This is a genomic window from Gottfriedia sp. OAE603, assembly GCF_040543965.1.
In the GTDB taxonomy this organism is placed as follows: domain Bacteria; phylum Bacillota; class Bacilli; order Bacillales; family Bacillaceae_G; genus Gottfriedia; species Gottfriedia solisilvae.
The window spans coordinates 2,705,272-2,722,985 of the sequence record NZ_JBEUNN010000001.1; the positions used below are offsets into that span (position 1 = coordinate 2,705,272).

The window sequence follows — 17,714 nt, forward strand, 5'->3', positions numbered from 1 at the left end:
CTAACTCACTCCTAATCTAATGAAATAGAAATACATCCTTGACTTTATTAAACAAATCGCCTGCTTTCGTAATAACTTGAAAGAATACAATGATAAAGGCTGTAATGATTGTCCATGTAGCAAATTCTTCCTGACCTGCTTTTTTTAAGACTGCATGTATAATCGCAGCGATTATGCCTATCCCGGCAATTTGAAACATTAATGCATAATTTGTAATCATCGAATTCCCTCCTTTAAATTAATAAAATAACGATTAAAATCCCGCTTAAAACGCCTAGCATTTTTGACATTCTTTCATAACTAGATTGAGAGTCAATTGCCTCTTGCTCTTCCCGTTCTAAATGTTTTAACGCTAAAATAATTTGCTTTTGTTGTGAAATTTTGTCATGCATTCCGATTGTCTCGCCAAATTGCAAAAGGACTTGGATATCTGAATCTTTAATCGATACTTTTTTGGCATACTCTTGTAAAGAATGTTTCCATGCTTCTTTTGCAGATAAGGCACTTGTTTCGAGTTGATTCGCAAAACCGATTAAAAATATTTGGATTTGTCCGTTTAATTGTTTCGCAATTCGCCTACTTGCTTCTTGTAGAGGTAATTGACTATACATAACTTCCGCTTCAAGTGATTGAAGCGCTAACTTCCAAGCGCGTAATTCCTTCGTCCGCTCAGATAATCTTCCTGCAAAATAAAAACCTAGCCATGTTGTAGAAAAGATAATAAATAGTGCGCCAATCCATTTCATCTAATACACCACCTTTTGTGAAAAAAGGCTTATATTTTTTCTGTTTTTTATATCCGTGACATTACCCGGTCTTGGGTGATTGGATATTTCTATAAATCGTTCGAATGTTCCATTTTGAAATAAAGGCTGCAATGACGGTCTTTTTCTAATTTCCTCAAGAGAATAACCATGGACAGTTACGATTAATTGAACTCCCGCGAAAATCGCCTCCAAGATTGCATCTACATCTTCTTTCTTACCAATCTCATCAACTAGAATGATATGAGGACTCATCGATCTAACGAGCATCATCATCCCCTCTGCCTTTGGACAAGCGTCTAATACATCGATGCGTTCTCCGAAAGTATATTGAGGTACACCTTTCACCGAACCAGCGATTTCAGAACGTTCATCAACGATTCCTACTTTTTGAGGTTTAATACCTCTAACATAATCTCCTTGACTGACAACTCTTGCAAAATCTCGTAATAATGTCGTTTTTCCGGCTTGAGGTGGCCCGATCAGCATTGTATTTTTCCATCTTCCATCATATAAATACTTAACAAATGGACTTGCTATGCCTACTTTTTCTTTTGCGATTCGAAAATTATATGAACTAATATCTCGAATCATCTTTACCATTCCATTTTCAGTCACTACACGTCCTGCTAGTCCTACTCTATGGCCGCCTTTAATGGTGATATATCCTTTTTTCAACTCTTCCTCAATTGTATAAATAGAAAACTGACTAAGTTTCCCAAGAATTTGACTACCATCTTCCTCTGTCACGATATACGGTAAAAATGTTGAATGATTATTTGCAATTACTTCTACAGGTCTTGAGACTCTTATACGCAATTCTTCTACTTCGTTTAAATCTGAAAAAGAAAGGATTAATTTCTCTTTCAGCATTGTAGGTAATACATTGAAAACCTCTTCCATAGCAGTTCACATCCTATTAATCATTTAAAAACCGCTAATAAAATTAAAAATACCCCACAAAAAACAAGCACAAGTCGGATTGGATCTAACTCACTAGCTACACCAATAATCCCAATCGTCATTGTCGATATGAGGATAATTGGACCAACAGTTGCTAGAATACTATTAAGAGCTAATGCTTTTTTAATGTCATTAAAGTAAAGTATTGTAATTGCTGCCATCAATTCTAAGCTACCACCAACCACTCTCAACAAACCCATGCCAAGTACAGCTTTATCCATTGAATCAATCCATTGCTTCATACATTACACACCTTTTTTTCAGTCTTTTTATTACTAATATGCAGAACATGTCCATTTAAGAAGATATTTCATCATTTGATTTTTAGTCATTTCTAATAGATGTTTCCTCTTAAAAGCCTACTTGATTGGAAAATGAGTTCTGAGGAATCGATCGTTGGAGAATCCTTTAGTTTAAGTGTGGTAGGTTTCTATAATGAATGATGTATTAGAGTTTGCTTTCCGCTCACCTCAATAAATAGGAGCATACTAGTGAGGAAATCTCAGGTGTTTAGTATACGAAGACAACCTATAGAAAATAAAACAAAAAAAAGAGAAGCATAGCGCTTCTCTTACATAATGACAAATATAAAAAATAGGATGACCATGATGATTTGTAAAATTGCTTTTGCAAGCGAGCTACTCAGAAACGATATAACAGTAGCCCATGAAGATTTTAAAGCTTCTTTAGTCGTTTTACCTTGAACTTTTTCAGTTACAAACACTGAAATAAACGGAACAATGATTAGACCAAACGGTGGAAAAATAAAGGAACCAACAATCACAGCTAAGCAACCTACTCTTTCACCAGTCTTCGTACTTCCGTATTTTTTAAGAAAGTATTTATTGGCAATAAAATCTACAATAAATATGAAAGCAGTAAAAATGACCATGATGGTCCAAAAGAATAGACCTAATTCCTCTCTATTAATACAGAAGTGATAAATTAAAAATCCTATCCATAGTACAGGTACTCCCGGAATAATCGGTTTGATTAACGCAATAAAAGCTAAAACAAAACAAATAATAATCAATGTCCAAAGTAAAATTGATGTTAACATATCCAACCCTCCATCAAATGTTGATGATATTTCATAAGAAAAAGAGACACTTTTTACAAGTGTCTCTACTTTTCATTCTATTACACTAAATGTTAAATTAGTTTTTTGCACGAGAAACGTAACTTGATTCAGTCGTATTAATAATTAATACTTCACCTTCGTTAATGAAGATAGGTACTTGAACAACTAAGCCAGTTTCCATTGTAGCAGGTTTTGTAACGTTTGAAGCAGTATCACCTTTAATTCCTGGTTCTGTTTCGATAACTTTTAGATCAACAGTGTTTGGTAATTCAACACCTAAAATTTCACTTTCATAAGTCATGATATAAACTTCCATATTTTCTTTTAAGAACTTTAATTCACGCTCAATGTTTTGTTCTGGTAATTCAATTTGTTCGTAAGATTCATTGTCCATGAATACGTGTTGGTTACCATTTGCATATAAATATTGCATTTTACGATTTTGGATATGTGCTTTCGCAACTTTCTCACCAGCACGGAAAGTTTTTTCTTGTACTGCTCCTGTGCGTAGGTTACGAAGTTTAGAACGTACGAACGCAGCCCCTTTACCTGGTTTAACGTGTTGGAAGTCAATTACTTGCCAAATGCCACCGTCTGTTTCAATTGTTAAACCTGTACGAAAATCGTTTACTGAAATCATTAAATATCCTCCTAAAAAATGAAATGGTTCTGAATTGCTTATGTACCCGTGTATGAACCATTTCGCTTACCTTGAATTAATGTCTAGATTAAGCGCCTGAACCCTTAGTTCATGCGCCTCCACATTTCTATATGATAATGTATATTACTTCGTTTGTGTAGTTCTTTTTCGTTTATCGCGAAAACTTATAGAATGATTAAGTTTTTAGGTGATGACATTAAGTTTTCGTTACCACCATTTTTAACGATTAAATCATCTTCTATACGAACTCCACCAAGATTTGGGATATAAATTCCTGGCTCACAAGTTACAATCATATTTGGCTCAAGTACTAAATCAGAACGGAATGATAATCCAGGACCTTCATGTACTTCAAGACCAATTCCATGACCAGTTGAGTGTCCATAGTATTCGCCATAACCTTTTTCAGTAATATAGTCACGTGTTAAAGCATCAGCTTCTTTACCAGTGATTCCAGCTTTGATTCCATTTACACCACGTAATTGAGCTTCTAACACGATGTCATAGATTTTCTTTAATTCTGCAGCTGGCTCTCCTACTGAAACTGTTCTAGTCATATCAGAAACATATCCTTTGTAGTATGCACCAAAATCAAGTGTTACAAAATCACCTGTTTCGATTACTTTACTAGATGCAACTCCATGTGGTAAAGCAGAACGCGCACCTGAAGCAACAATAATATCAAATGACGATGATGTCGCGCCTAATTTACGCATATAAAATTCAAGCTCATTTGATACTTCTAATTCTGTTACACCTGGACGGATATAGCCTAAAATATGATCAAAAGCCGATTCAGCAATTTTAGTTGCTTCTTTAATAATTGAAATTTCAGCATCCGTTTTGATTAAACGTAAATTTTCAATGATTCCATTAACAGGTACAAGTTCTGCTCCTGCTACTACTTTACGGTATGTACCATACTCAGAAAACGTCATATGATCTTGTTCAAATCCAATTTTAGCTACACCATTTTTTTCAACTTGTGATGCAACTTCACTTGAAATTAATCCTTCGTGTTTAACGATTTCAAATCCTTCACATTGGCTAGTTGCTTGCTCAACATAACGGAAATCAGTAATAAATAATGCCTTATCCTTTGTAATAAGCGCCACACCTGATGACCCTGTAAAATTTGTTAAATAACGACGGTTATATGTACTAGTAACTAAAAGTGCGTCCAACCCTTTTTCTACAAGAGCTTCTCTTAATTTTTTAATTTTTTCCATGTACTTTCTCTCCCTTACTAATCTGTTGTAATGCAAGTAAAGCTAAGTCATAACCGTACACACCTAATCCAACAATTTGTCCGACCGTTACAGCAGCTAATACTGATGTATGACGAAACTCTTCTCTTTTATGTATATTTGAAATGTGTACTTCAATTGTTGGTACTGTAATACTTGCAATCGCATCGCGAATTGCATAACTATAGTGTGTAAATGCACCTGGATTAAAAATAATTCCATCATAAACATTGTTTGCTGCATGTAGACGATCAATAATCTGACCTTCGTGATTAGACTGGAAACAATCAATTATGTCATTACACTCACTAGCCAGACCAGATAAATGGTTTTCTATATCCTTAAGTGTTGTAGAACCATAGATTGAAACCTCTCTCTGGCCGAGCATGTTTAAATTAGGTCCATTTAATAATAAAAACTTAGCCAATTTTCTTGTCTCCACCTATCATTTCAGCATATTTGCTCCAATTTAACATAATATGGAACACTCATCCTTATTTTATCATAGGCCAGACTATTTTGAATAGCCACGCAATGAGGGTTCTTCTTCTAGTGATGCAAAAGAAACCGAATATGCAATAAAGGTTCCGTATAGAATGAATATACAAATGCTTGTTACCATCGTGTCAGTTGAATACTCTTTAATTGGTTTTAAATCAAACGCAATTCTTCCAAGTACAAGGAAAATAATAACCCACCACAATAATCCATAGAACACTCCAGGCAATACACCTGTAAATTTTTTTCCTATAAAGAAAAAGATGAATGCAATGACGATTGATATAATTCCAATACAAAAAATAGATAATAAGACCTCAATATAAAAATTAGCCCATTTTCCAAGAGGAATTTTTTCTAATACAAATGTTGGACCGATTTGTGTGAAATCAAAAAAACTTAGTACGAAAGATACTGTTGACCAAAATATTCCACCGAAAAATCCGATACTTGCAATCTTATTAAAATTCATTGCACCTTTTGCATAATCCGGACTTTGTCCTTGATCTGTTACACCGCCTTGGTTTTTGCCTTGACCATGTTGTGTTTGTTCATCTTTTTCACTTTGCGCTTGATTATTTTCTTTATCCATGTATCATGACCCTTTCCATACATTGCTAATTATCTTATTGTAGTATGTCCAAGTGAAATTCTTTCATGTGAATAGAATATTTGTAAGAATATTGAAAATATTAAGACTTCATTTTCTTAATTCATAGTACTTATACTTGCACCAATATTGTTATTCCATTTACAATAGATTCAAATAGATATATTTATGCAGTAAAAAATGAATTTAGGTTGGTGCAACATGAAAGAGAAAGAAAGAGCAATTTATGGGGGGCAGGCGATCGTAGAGGGTGTCATGTTTGGTGGTAAAAAACACACTGTTTCGGCAATTCGAAGAAATGATCACTCTATTCAGTATTTCGAAGAACCAATTCAAACGAATCCTACGATGCAAAAACTAAAGAAAGTTCCATTCGTACGAGGAGTTGTTGCGATTATTCAAGCTAGTATTAATGGATCAAAGCATTTGAACTTTTCAACAGAACGTTATGGAATTGATCCAAATGATGATGAACAAGTTGCTTTAGAACGTGAGAACCAAAAAAGTACGATTGCTACATATATTGGAATATCTGTATTAGCAGTTTTATCTTTTTTAGTAGGGAAAGTTATTTTTACCTTAGTTCCAGTTCTGTTAGCAGCTACACTTAGACCATTTTTCGAAACTGATGTTCAGCAGGTAATTGTAGAAAGTATAATAAAATTACTTTTTTTATTAATCTATATTTATTTAGTTTCCTTAACTCCTTTTATCAAAAGAGTTTTCCAATATCATGGTGCCGAGCACAAAGTGATTAATGCCTTTGAAAATAATGCTCCATTAACTGTTGAAGGTGTCAGATCACAATCTAGATTGCATTACCGTTGTGGTAGTAGTTTTATTTTATTTACGGTTATTGTTGGGATGTTTATTTATTTCCTAGTTCCAACGAGTCCACTTTGGTTAAGAATAGTAGACAGACTTTTATTAATACCGGTAGTCTTAGGTATTTCGTTTGAAGTTTTACAATTAACGAATAAAGTTCGTCATATTCCAGTACTAAAATGGGTTGGCTACCCAGGATTATGGCTACAATTATTAACAACAAAAGAGCCTTCTGATGACCAAATTGAAGTTTCAATCGCTTCATTTAATCGACTTTTGGAGATAGAAAAAAATACCAAAATATAATTGACAGAATTTTATAAAAAATATCAACTTATTGAATAAAATGTAATAAACTATAAGTAACCTATTTTTTTAGAAAACGATTTAAAAATAATTCTTAACATAGGAGGTGCTTAAGTGAATCAAAAAGTGTACACATCAATATTTTACGGAATGATAGCATTAGCACTTTTTGGCTTAATTGCTGAATTGATTAACGATCCAGCAAAATTATTACAAAGAATTTTATTTATTGGATTAATTCTCCTTGTTCTTTATTTTATTTATAGAGTATTTACATCATCTAACAGTCAAAGAAGCCAACAAGACTCCTATAGAAAAGCTGCTAAACAGACTGTAAAAAAATATAATACGCAAAAAAATAGTTCAGTAAAAAAATCGTTTAATAAATCAAAGCCCACTTCAAGGAAAAGTACCTCCAGTCCATTGCTAAGAAAACGAAATAAAGATTCTAGTCACCTGACCGTAATTGAAGGTGAAAAGGGTAAAAAGAAAGACCGTGCTTCCTATTAGGCACGGTCTTTTAGTCATTATTAGATTGTTCTTCATTCGATTTTTGAATGACCTTTAATGCTTCTATCCTACTCTTATCTTCCTCGAAGAATTGAACTAAATCACCAATTCGATCAATTGCTTCCCAGCTCATATGATGTTCCATTCCTTCGACATCTTGATAAATTAAGTTTTCGTCTAAACCGATAATTCGTAAAAATTGCTCAAGTAAAACATGGCGATATACAAGCCTTTTCCCCATCTTCTTACCTTTTTGAGTTAATATAAGTCCTCTATACTTTTCATAAATTAAATATTCGTCTTTATCAAGTTTTTGTACCATTTTCGTAACTGACGATGGATGTACTGATAAAGCATCAGCAATATCAGACACGCGTGCATACCCTTTATCTTCAATTAAAAGGTAAATTTGTTCAATATAATCTTCCATACTAGGTGTGGGCATGTTTTTCCTCCAGTTAAGTATTACAATTTAAATAATCCGTTACAAATAAACATCAAATAAAATGATACAACACAAAATACAAAAGTGCAATTAACTCGACTTTTTCAATCTTTACATATATATCATACTGGTCATAAAAAAGAAGTGTACCAAATTAGTACACTTTTTTACTTATGTAAAATATTGTATCTCTCCATTTGGAAAGTAATATTTAATATAAGCAGAAATCGTTTCTTCGATGGAAGCTGCTTGATCCGTTTGATACACATATTTCCCTATTCCATATTTGCCCCATTTGTATTTTCTTTTCTCTTCATCCATCTCTAATTTTGTATTCGGATAACGTTCAAGAATGACTTTTTTTGCTGGCTTTGTGAAACGATGCTGAATCAACTCAAATGTCATCTTTTGATTCGCTAAGTCACCAAGCGCTTCTTTTAACCGAATAAATAACTCCTCATAGCCCTCTTCCCAATCTTCATGCATATAAATTGGCGCGACTATAAATCCAAAAGGATATCCTGCATTTGCTACTTTTTTCGCAGCTTCAATCCTCTCATCAAATGAACCAGTGCCTGGCTCAAAATTTTTAATCACATATCTTGAATTAATACTAAATCTAAACGTTGTTTTGCCGTTATGTTTAGCATCCAATAAATGATCTACATGAGGAAATTTTGTTACGAAACGTAATCGGCCATATTCAGTTTCACCAATAAATTCGATCGTTTTTTTTAAAGAATGAGTCAAGTAATCGATGCCTACTATATCAGAAGTACATGCAGCCTCAAATCTTGTGATCTCCGGCTTTCTTTCGTTCATATATTTTTCTGCTTGTTCAAAAATTTCTTCTAAATTAACATACACTCTAATATATGGTTTAGATCCTAATGTTGTTTGTAAATAACAATAATGACAATGTCCCATACATCCCGTGGCCAAAGGTATTGCATATTCAGCTGAAGGCTTTGAGGTTTCAAATTTCAATGTTTTTCGCAAACCAACTACTAACGTTGATTTTGCAATTCGATATTTCTCTGCGTCAGTATCACCGGGTAAATTTCGGATTTGATTATGTGATGTTGTTTCCCTAATTTCTAAACCCATCTTCTCAAACTTCTCTTTTAATTCTTTTCCTAATGGATATTCCAACGCTTGTGGCTCAAAATAAACGAGCCTAGGTATAAATGGCTTCATATATCTGATAATTCCTTTCTACATTTATCTATTGATAGTATGAACCTTTCAAAAAAAACAAACGGTCCAAGTATTGGGAATAAAGGTAAAGAAAGGAGATAATCGTTTTATCTTTAGTTAAATCTATTATATAAATGACTCCTTTAAAAAAATCAAAAAAAGAAAGCTTATCCAGCTTTCTTTCCAACACATTCATTATTTTCGAAGATTCCATTCTTCAGTACTATATTTTGATGCAACTAATGCTTGTACTTCTTTTTCTTGGTCATCAGTTAATTCATAAGGAACCAATTCAATATCCAAACCAATTTCAAAGCCTTCTTTAAATGCAATATACAATTCATCCATTGATTTTGGTGCATCGCTTTCTGCGTTGATCCATGTAGCGCGTTCTAAGAATCTTTTTTTCATTTTGTTTCTAACTTCTTCTGAAGAAAAAATGTATAGGTCATACAGCATAGTAACATCAATATTTAAAGGGATTGAACCGTGCTGTAAGATTGAACCTTTTTGTCTTGTTTGTGCACTTCCAGCAATTTTTTTATTATTAACAACAACTTCATACCAAGATGGAGCGTCGAAGCAAACTGCACTAGATGGTTTTTTTAATTCATCTTTTTCTGCCGCTGTTTTCGGCACAGAGAATGAAGCATCTAAACCTAATAATTTAAAGCCTTCTAATATTCCCATTGAAATCACTTTATAGGCTTCTGTTACTGTAACTGGCATATTTGGATAGTTTTCAGGAACAATTACACTATATGTTAATTCCTCATGGTGAAGTACACTTCTACCACCTGTTTGTCTTCTGACAAAATCACCGTTATATTTTTTTAATTGTTCTAAACTGATTTCTTGATTCTTTTGAAAATATCCAATTGTTACTGTTGGATGTTCCCACTCATAAAAACGTAAAGTAGGTAAAAATACTTCTTCGCTTTGCCATTTAATAAGACATTCATCTAGAGCCATATTATAACTCCCAGATTTTTTTCCACTATTAATAAAATACCACTTTGTCTTTGACATGTTGAAATCTCCTCATACAATACTGAAATTTTTCTTTTTTTATTAAAGAATCTTGCACAATCTTATTAGAGAATTATAATAAGATAAGTAGGTAATTGAAAGGTGTTGAATAAAATGACTAATTTGATATGGTTAATTTGGGTTGTCCTAGGTATCATTGTATACACAACAATCATGTATTTCTACCAAAAACGCTTAATAAAAACATTAAACGAGGAAGAATTCCGCTCAGGTATTCGTAAAGCTCAATTAATTGACTTACGAGATCAAGAGGATTTTAAAAACGGACATATTTTAGGTGCACGTAATATTCCTTTTGCTCAATTAAAAATGCGTTCAAAAGAAATTCGTAAAGATCAACCAGTTTATCTGTATGATCAAATGGGTGTTCGTCCTGGACAAGCAGCCCGAATTTTACGTAAACAAGGTGTAACAAACCTGTTCCAATTAAAAGGTGGATTTAAGGTTTGGTCTGGTAAAGTAAAAAAAGGTTTATAATTCCAGACTTTGAAAAACGCTCGCTTTCTTCGTTGCTTCGCCTGCTTGCGGTGCTCTTTACCGTCAAAGGTAACTCCGCTCCTCATTCGGCTCCTGAGCCTCGAAAGACAAGCGTTTTCAATCAGTCTGTATCTCTTAGTTTTTGTACTTCGTGGAACTACTACTATTTAAGTAGTAGTTTTTTTATTTTAAACTGTTTAACGTAGTTTAGATAAAAATCCCTCAAAACTTCTCCGAGGGATTCTAATAAAATTCAACTTATTCTTTATTCGTCTTAGGTTTAGGATATTTTACACCCATCGTATCAACTTTAATAGATTCGATGATGATAGGCGTTTTTGGTTGCTCCTCAGGTGTCGTTTCTGCAGCTTCAACTTTCTTTACGATATCCATTCCTTTTGTCACTTTACCAAATGATGCATACGCACCGTCAAGCTGTGAGGAATCATTTGTCATAATAAAAAATTGACTTCCAGCACTATTCGGATCATCCGTACGTGCCATTGATAAAACTCCTGCAGTATGCAATAAGTTATTTTCAAATCCATTTGAAGTAAACTCTCCATTAATTGTATATCCAGGACCACCTGCTCCAGTACCCTCTGGATCTCCACCTTGAATAACAAAGTCTTTCACAATTCTATGTATTTTAAGTCCGTCATAAAATCCTTTATTTGAAAGCGAAATAAAATTATATACAGTATTTGGTGCGATATGTGGATACAGCTCCGCTTCAATCACCCCGTAATCCTTAATTGTAATTGTTGCGACTGGTAATTTCTCAGGTTTCTTTGGTTTTGCAACTTGTGAAGATTTTTGATTATCATTTCCACAAGCAGTTAAAATGGTGAACATTAAGACAAAGCAGCAGATCAGAACTGCTTTCATTGATTTTTTAAACATTTCATGTCTCCCTTCTATTTGCTAGTATCATTTTACCAATCATTTAGCTCTTTTACTAATCTATCCTTCATTTACGATTCATTTTATTTTACACTAACAATTACGCACATAAAAAACTGCTAAACCTTTTCATTGTTTAGCAGTTTTACGATTGTATTTATCCTACTTTCTCCTTTGGTTCTTCAACTTTATTTTTCGCAAATGGGAACCACCAATTCCACTTACCAAACAGTTGCATTAAGCTCGGTACGAGTACTAATCGAACGATGGTAGCGTCTAAGAATATTGCAATCGCAATCCCAATCCCCATTTGTTTAACGGGAACCATATCTGTGAATGCAAACGCACCTGTAATAACAATCATGATCGAAGCTGCTGAAGTGATAATTCGACTTGTTGAAACTAAACCCTCTCGTGTCGAATATGTATTATCACCCGTTTCTTCATATAACTCTTGCATCCTAGACATTAAGAACACTTCATAATCCATACTCAGGCCAAATACTAAACCAAAGACGAATACTGGTAAAATTAGCATAATATCAGATTGCGGTAATCCAAAATTCCCACCCTGGAATAGCCATGTATTAATGCCAAATGTTGCACTTAAGGAAAGGACGTTCATGATAATCGCTTTGATTGGAATAATAATCGATCTAAATGCAATCATTAATATGATAAATGTACTCACCATGATTACAATTAATCCATATCGAATATTATCAGTAATTTCATCAAATAACTCTTGTTCAAATTTAACCTGCCCACCATTAGTCATTTGGAATCCTTCAATTTTACCTTTGTATTTCTTTTCAATATCTCTTACCCATTGCTTCCCTTTTTCAGACTTCGGATCAGAGTTTAGAAATACTTGCATGAAGGTCTTATCCTTTTGTTTGAATATATGCATCTACAGCTGGCTGAAGCTTTGTTGCATTAGGTGATTTTAAAGCAGGTAAAAGTTGAGCAGCATTCATATTAACAGCATTGAACACACTTCTTACTTTTAAAACGTCTGAATCATTTTCAAATTCCTGTTGAACTTTCTCTAATGATGTTACATTATCATTCGTTAATATATCTTTATCCGAATCTAAAACGACTACAACTGACCCATGATTTAAAGCATCAGGAAGAAATTCCTTTTGATACTTCTCGTAATTGATTCTAGAGGGTTCATGTTTTGGAAGTGCATCAATAGTTGGGATGTTTAAATGAACATCTCGAATTGGAATGACAAATATCCCTAATATGATTAATGAAGTAAGTGCCATGATGATTGGTCTCTTCATTACAAACTGCGCAAATTTTCTCCAAATTGCTTGTTGCTGATCTTGACTGCGGTTTGCAATCCACTTTAACGTACCTTTATTAATATTTCTTCCTAAAGCAGAAAGTACTGCAGGTAATAATGTTAAAGATAAAAATAAACTAACTAAAACGACTACAGCACCACTAATTGCAACACTTCTAAATAAATCGATATTAATGAAATACAGTGCAGATAAACCAATAAACACGCAAATACCTGAAAAGATAATCGCTCTACCTGCAGTCGCAAAAGTGATACTGATTGCTTCTTTTACAGATGTTTTTTGTTCTGAAAGCTCACTTTTGTATCGACTGACAAATAACAAAGCAAAATCGATCGATAAAGCCAAGCCAATCATCGGTGCTACATTTAAGACAAAGATTGATAAATCAACGTACTTACCAATATATGCTAGAATACCAAAAGTTGTAAAAATACTAATTAACCCTATTAATATAGGGATTGCTGAAGCAACAAGACTACCAAAAGCAAAGAATAAAACAATAAATGCTATTGGAACCCCAATCATTTCGGCCTTTTTCAAATCTTCTTGACTCGTTTTATTCATTACATCACTAATAATCGTAAAGCCCGTTGTACCAACTTTCACTGATTCATCAGTGTAAGATTCTATTTTTTTAGAAAAATTATTGTTCCGATCAACTAATTTATCATAATCTTTTTCGTTAAATAGAAGAGAAATATAAGCAATATTTTCTTTTTTCATCGTTGGATCGACCATTGGATTCATGAACTGCTTAATATTTTTTTCTTGTTCAATCACTTTTACAATTCTTTCAATATCTTCCTGAAACTCTTTAGTTGTAGCTCCCTTTTTTCTCTCAATTAGAATAATAAGTGAGTCAGGAGATTGTTCAAAATCTCGTTCTAAAATATTTTTAGCTTTTTCATAATCACCAGGTGTTCGAAATCCATCACCCTCTAAGATACTGGGTAGTTGTTTCGCATAAATACTTAAGAAGATTGAAATAACTGCTATTAAGCTAATTAATACAAATCGAAAATGATAAATTCCTCGTCCGACTTTCTTCCAAGCACTATGTTCGTTTACAATACTTTTCATTCTTTCACTCCTTACTTACAAATCCTAACAATATCTTATCAAACTTATTTATATAACTTCTATTTTTTACATTTAATTATTTATATTATGAAAATACGCTCAAGAATAAATCTTTTGATTCATTCTTGAGCGCAAGTAAGATTAGGTAACAATGATTGCAACTATGATACCAATTATTGCCCCTACAACTACTTCGTATGAAGTATGTCCGACCAATTCGTTTAAAGCTTTATAATTTTTTATTCTGCCGTGAAAAAAGTCATTAAGTATTTTTGCGTGCTTACTAACAGCAAGACGCACACCTGAAGCATCATACATAATAATCGTAGCAAAAATTGCTGCCATCGCGAAATCAACGCTCTCAAAACCCATCGTTAATCCCACACTTAAAGCTAGACCAGTAACCGTTGAAGAATGAGAACTTGGCATACCACCTGAAGCAAAAAATTTAGATAAATCAAAATCCTTATTTTTCACTAAGTGAATAATGACTTTTAAAAACTGAGCAATAAACCATGCTATTACAGCAGAAATCAATGGCTCGTTATGAAGGATAGTCAAGACGAACCCCCTTAATTTTTATTAAATTACCTACTTATTATTATCTTCTTTCAACAATTGTATATTCATAACGTTTCTGAAAGAACGAAATAAATGTTCATTTCTTCTAAAATGTCTATTCGCATACACTACATTTTTTTATTCAAATAGTTCTTTTTTTTTGCCAATAATGAGATGAAACGCTTTCATTTCAGGCGTATTTTCCTTTTTGTTATAATTTTCAAAATTTATTTAAAAAGTGGAATTTTTGAAATTGACAATTCATACAATTCTGATAAACTTAGTTGTAATTAAATTCAGAGGATGATGCTCATGAGCCAAACCAACGACTTAAAACCGTTAATCGAGGTCGTGGAATCGTTACTAAATGGTTTAAAATTTGGAACGATTACTTTAGTCGTTCAAGATGGAAAAATTATTCAGGTAGAAAAACAAGAGAAAATACGATTAAAGTAAATGAGATCCTGCTGACTAGAAAAACTAGAGGCAGCTTAAATCTATGTAATCTTTACATCATAGATTTAAGCTGTCTTTTTCTATTTAAAGAGAAATGTTTTGATACATTTTCATATAGAAAGTATTTATATCGATCTTTTCATAAATTTATGACAGAGTATCTTGCTCTTTTTTTATTTTCTTTAATTCACTGGAGGAAGACAAATGAGATTTGAAACATGGAACGAGGAACAACTGCCAAACTTTTCTATTGATAATGATACAAAGGGAGCCCTTGAAGTTCTCCATTGGGCTTATTCTACTTATGGAGATGAATGTATCTACGCCTGTAGCTTTGGCGTGGAGGGAATATTATTAATTGACTTGATCTCAAAAGTAAAACCCAACGCAAAAATTGTTTTTTTGGAGACAGGTTTACATTTTAAAGAAACTTACGAATGTATCGACCGAGTCCAAGCAAAGTATCCATTATTACAGATTGAAAAAAAACTTCCTAGCCTTACTTTAGATGAACAAGCAGACATACATGGTGCTGAACTTTGGAAACGGGAACCAAATCAATGTTGCCAAATTCGTAAAATCATCCCATTACAAGAAGCATTAAAGAATGCACCTGCTTGGATCTCAGGTTTACGTAGAGAGCAATCTTCATCTCGTCAAAAAACGAATTTTCTCAATCTAGACAATAAGTTCAAATCTATTAAGGTTTGCCCACTAATCCACTGGACTTGGAAGGAAGTTTGGAGATATGTGTATTATCAAAACCTTCCATATAATCCGCTTCACGACGTAGGTTATCCAAGTATTGGTTGTGAGGTTTGTACTTTACCAGCTTCTAATTCGTCTGATAGCCGCTCAGGTCGTTGGTCCGGTACAAGTAAAACCGAATGTGGCTTACACGACTAAACCATTCTTCATCTCAATTTGCATCGTCTTTTTTTCATTAATATATGAAACTATTACATTAGAAAATTTAAGGAGTGTCTAGAATATGAGTTTACCAGCACATGGTGGAACATTAATTAATCGATTTGATTCAACCGTTTTAACAAATGAAATTTCCCACGAGATTCCTTTAGATCTCATCGGGATTAGTGACTTAGAGTTAATTGGAAATGGTGCATATAGCCCATTAACTGGTTTTCTAGGCAAAGATGATTATGAACAAGTTGTTAGTTCAATGAGATTAAAAAATGGCGCTGTCTGGAGTATCCCGATTACCCTTCCTATTTCGAAGTTATCTGCTAAATATCTTCAAATCGGTGATGTAGCAAAGCTGATTTGGGAAAATGAAGTATATGGAATCATTAAGATTGAAGATATTTATACACCTAATAAATTAGTTGAAGCACAATTCGTTTATGGAACAACGGATCATGAGCATCCAGGGGTAGCTAAATTGTATTCCCGTGGAGATGTTTATATCGGTGGAGAGGTTACTGTTACTAAGCAGTTGAACAGAAACGATTTTTCTGAACATTATTTAACACCAATTGAAACTCGTGAAAAATTTGCAGCATTAAACTGGAAAAAGATTGTTGGTTTCCAAACTCGAAATCCTGTTCATAGGGCACATGAATATATCCAAAAAAGTGCATTAGAAATCGTTGATGGTCTGTTTTTGAATCCATTAGTTGGAGAAACAAAATCAGATGACATTCCTGCAGATGTGAGAATGAAGAGTTATAAGGTTTTACTAGAAAACTATTATCCAGCTAACCGAGTATTCTTAGCAGTTTTCCCTGCCGCTATGCGCTACGCTGGCCCACGCGAGGCTATTTTCCATGCAATCGTCAGAAAAAATTATGGGTGTACTCACTTTATTGTTGGACGTGATCATGCTGGAGTTGGAAATTATTACGGAACTTATGATGCTCAAAAAATCTTCCAACGCTTTACAGCTGATGATTTAGGAATTAATCTCCTATTTTTCGAAAATAGTTTTTACTGCTCAAAATGTGAAAATATGGGTTCAACAAAAACTTGTCCTCATAGTAGCGAGCATCATATTACCCTTTCTGGAACGAAAGTACGAGAAATGCTAAAAAACGGTGAAATTCCTCCAACTGCTTTTAGCCGAAAAGAAGTAGTTGAAATATTAATTGAAGGAATACGTGAAGCAGCATCGATTTCAGTTGAATAGGAGAAGAACAACATGTCTAAAAATATTGTTTGGCATCACGCCAGTATTACGAAGCAAGATCGACGTCAGAAAAACAATCATCATAGCTGTATCCTTTGGTTTACCGGTTTATCAGCGTCTGGAAAATCTACGATTGCAAATGAAATAGCAAAAGCATTGTTTCAACAAAATGTGCAGCAATATGTTTTAGATGGTGATAATATTCGCCACGGATTAAATAATGATCTTGGATTTACAGATCGAGATCGAACCGAAAATATTCGTCGCATTGGGGAAGTAGCTAAGTTATTTGTCGATGATGGGCAAATTGTACTTACTGCCTTTATCTCCCCATTTCAAGCTGATCGTGATCTTGTTCGATCAATTGTTGAAAAAGATGAATTTATTGAAGTTTATGTTGAGTGCTCAGTTGAAACATGTGAAAACAGAGATCCGAAGGGACTTTATAAAAAAGCAAAAAGTGGTGAAATTCAACATTTCACAGGAATAAGCTCCCCTTATGAAGCACCAAATCGTCCGGAAATCACTTTAAATACAGACACACTTTCGATTGAACAATGTGTTGAAACAGTACTTCAATATTTAAAAGTTCAAAATTATATCAAATAAGGAGATGTGTTA

At 33.5% G+C, this 17,714-nt stretch carries 21 protein-coding genes and 1 pseudogene; 7 read left to right on the forward strand and 15 right to left on the reverse strand.

Annotation, left to right across the window (positions count from 1 at the left end; translation table 11 throughout):
- Positions 1–16: 16 nt before the first annotated feature.
- From spoIIIAC to ABID96_RS13885, 9 genes are all read right to left on the reverse strand, one after another.
- Positions 17–220 (reverse strand): stage III sporulation protein AC, encoded by a 204-nt coding sequence (spoIIIAC, locus tag ABID96_RS13845; RefSeq protein ID WP_087998975.1) that lies wholly within the window; start codon positions 218–220, stop codon positions 17–19.
- A gap of 13 nt (positions 221–233) precedes the next feature.
- Positions 234–746 (reverse strand): stage III sporulation protein SpoIIIAB, encoded by a 513-nt coding sequence (gene spoIIIAB, locus ABID96_RS13850; protein WP_192602542.1) that lies wholly within the window; start codon positions 744–746, stop codon positions 234–236.
- Entirely contained in the window at positions 747–1,667 is a 921-nt protein-coding gene (gene spoIIIAA, locus ABID96_RS13855; protein WP_192602543.1) for a stage III sporulation protein AA, read from the reverse strand.
- Positions 1,668–1,687: 20 nt separating this feature from the next.
- A complete protein-coding gene (locus ABID96_RS13860) occupies positions 1,688–1,969 on the reverse strand; it encodes a YqhV family protein (protein ID WP_192602544.1) in 282 nt (93 codons plus the stop codon).
- Positions 1,970–2,298: 329 nt separating this feature from the next.
- Positions 2,299–2,787: a DUF456 domain-containing protein gene (locus ABID96_RS13865; protein WP_192602545.1), complete on the reverse strand. Its 489-nt coding sequence runs from the start codon at positions 2,785–2,787 to the stop codon at positions 2,299–2,301.
- Positions 2,788–2,884: 97 nt separating this feature from the next.
- Positions 2,885–3,448: an elongation factor P gene (efp, locus tag ABID96_RS13870; protein WP_192602546.1), complete on the reverse strand. Its 564-nt coding sequence runs from the start codon at positions 3,446–3,448 to the stop codon at positions 2,885–2,887.
- 185 nt (positions 3,449–3,633) lie between these two features.
- Entirely contained in the window at positions 3,634–4,698 is a 1,065-nt protein-coding gene (locus ABID96_RS13875) for a M24 family metallopeptidase (RefSeq protein ID WP_192602547.1), read from the reverse strand.
- Positions 4,685–5,143 (reverse strand): type II 3-dehydroquinate dehydratase, encoded by a 459-nt coding sequence (aroQ, locus tag ABID96_RS13880; RefSeq protein WP_192602548.1) that lies wholly within the window; start codon positions 5,141–5,143, stop codon positions 4,685–4,687. Before aroQ ends, ABID96_RS13875 begins: the two co-directional genes overlap by 14 nt.
- An 87-nt stretch (positions 5,144–5,230) precedes the next feature.
- Positions 5,231–5,806, reverse strand: a complete 576-nt coding sequence (locus ABID96_RS13885; RefSeq protein WP_192602549.1) for a YqhR family membrane protein — start codon at positions 5,804–5,806, stop codon at positions 5,231–5,233.
- Between the two features lie 219 nt (positions 5,807–6,025).
- On the opposite strand from ABID96_RS13885, the gene ABID96_RS13890 reads away from it, so the two are divergent.
- Positions 6,026–6,955: a DUF1385 domain-containing protein gene (locus ABID96_RS13890; protein WP_192602550.1), complete on the forward strand. Its 930-nt coding sequence runs from the start codon at positions 6,026–6,028 to the stop codon at positions 6,953–6,955.
- A gap of 114 nt (positions 6,956–7,069) precedes the next feature.
- The gene (locus tag ABID96_RS13895) at positions 7,070–7,465 is read left to right on the forward strand and encodes an SA1362 family protein (RefSeq protein ID WP_377896905.1); all 396 of its coding nucleotides are present in this window, start codon (positions 7,070–7,072) and stop codon (positions 7,463–7,465) included.
- A gap of 10 nt (positions 7,466–7,475) precedes the next feature.
- Here ABID96_RS13895 and mntR read toward each other — a convergent pair whose 3' ends face one another.
- The 3 genes from mntR to ABID96_RS13910 form a co-directional block, all read right to left on the reverse strand.
- Entirely contained in the window at positions 7,476–7,910 is a 435-nt protein-coding gene (gene mntR, locus ABID96_RS13900; RefSeq protein WP_192602551.1) for a transcriptional regulator MntR, read from the reverse strand.
- A gap of 171 nt (positions 7,911–8,081) precedes the next feature.
- On the reverse strand, positions 8,082–9,107 hold the full coding sequence (gene splB, locus ABID96_RS13905; RefSeq protein WP_192602552.1) for a spore photoproduct lyase: 1,026 nt from the start codon (positions 9,105–9,107) through the stop codon (positions 8,082–8,084).
- 195 nt (positions 9,108–9,302) lie between these two features.
- The gene (locus ABID96_RS13910; RefSeq protein ID WP_192602553.1) at positions 9,303–10,136 is read right to left on the reverse strand and encodes a lipoate--protein ligase family protein; all 834 of its coding nucleotides are present in this window, start codon (positions 10,134–10,136) and stop codon (positions 9,303–9,305) included.
- Positions 10,137–10,250: 114 nt separating this feature from the next.
- Here ABID96_RS13910 and ABID96_RS13915 point away from each other — a divergent pair, with 114 nt between their 5' ends.
- The gene (locus ABID96_RS13915) at positions 10,251–10,634 is read left to right on the forward strand and encodes a rhodanese-like domain-containing protein (protein ID WP_192602554.1); all 384 of its coding nucleotides are present in this window, start codon (positions 10,251–10,253) and stop codon (positions 10,632–10,634) included.
- A gap of 258 nt (positions 10,635–10,892) precedes the next feature.
- Here the strand turns inward: ABID96_RS13915 and ABID96_RS13920 are convergent, their stop codons facing one another.
- From ABID96_RS13920 to ABID96_RS13930, 3 genes and pseudogenes are all read right to left on the reverse strand, one after another.
- The gene (locus ABID96_RS13920; RefSeq protein ID WP_235821384.1) at positions 10,893–11,537 is read right to left on the reverse strand and encodes a peptidylprolyl isomerase; all 645 of its coding nucleotides are present in this window, start codon (positions 11,535–11,537) and stop codon (positions 10,893–10,895) included.
- A gap of 157 nt (positions 11,538–11,694) precedes the next feature.
- Positions 11,695–13,933: pseudogene (locus tag ABID96_RS13925) on the reverse strand (MMPL family transporter).
- Positions 13,934–14,074: 141 nt separating this feature from the next.
- A complete protein-coding gene (locus ABID96_RS13930) occupies positions 14,075–14,494 on the reverse strand; it encodes a divergent PAP2 family protein (protein ID WP_235821383.1) in 420 nt (139 codons plus the stop codon).
- A gap of 312 nt (positions 14,495–14,806) precedes the next feature.
- Here ABID96_RS13930 and ABID96_RS13935 point away from each other — a divergent pair, with 312 nt between their 5' ends.
- The 4 genes from ABID96_RS13935 to cysC all read left to right on the forward strand — a co-directional run bounded on the left by ABID96_RS13935 (position 14,807) and on the right by cysC (position 17,702).
- Positions 14,807–14,950, forward strand: coding sequence for a YezD family protein (locus ABID96_RS13935; protein WP_235821382.1), 144 nt, complete (start codon positions 14,807–14,809; stop codon positions 14,948–14,950).
- Between the two features lie 204 nt (positions 14,951–15,154).
- A complete protein-coding gene (locus ABID96_RS13940; protein WP_192602555.1) occupies positions 15,155–15,856 on the forward strand; it encodes a phosphoadenylyl-sulfate reductase in 702 nt (233 codons plus the stop codon).
- An 85-nt stretch (positions 15,857–15,941) separates the two neighbouring features.
- The gene (sat, locus tag ABID96_RS13945) at positions 15,942–17,093 is read left to right on the forward strand and encodes a sulfate adenylyltransferase (RefSeq protein WP_192602556.1); all 1,152 of its coding nucleotides are present in this window, start codon (positions 15,942–15,944) and stop codon (positions 17,091–17,093) included.
- A gap of 12 nt (positions 17,094–17,105) precedes the next feature.
- Positions 17,106–17,702: an adenylyl-sulfate kinase gene (gene cysC / locus ABID96_RS13950; RefSeq protein ID WP_192602557.1), complete on the forward strand. Its 597-nt coding sequence runs from the start codon at positions 17,106–17,108 to the stop codon at positions 17,700–17,702.
- Positions 17,703–17,714: the final 12 nt, after the last annotated feature.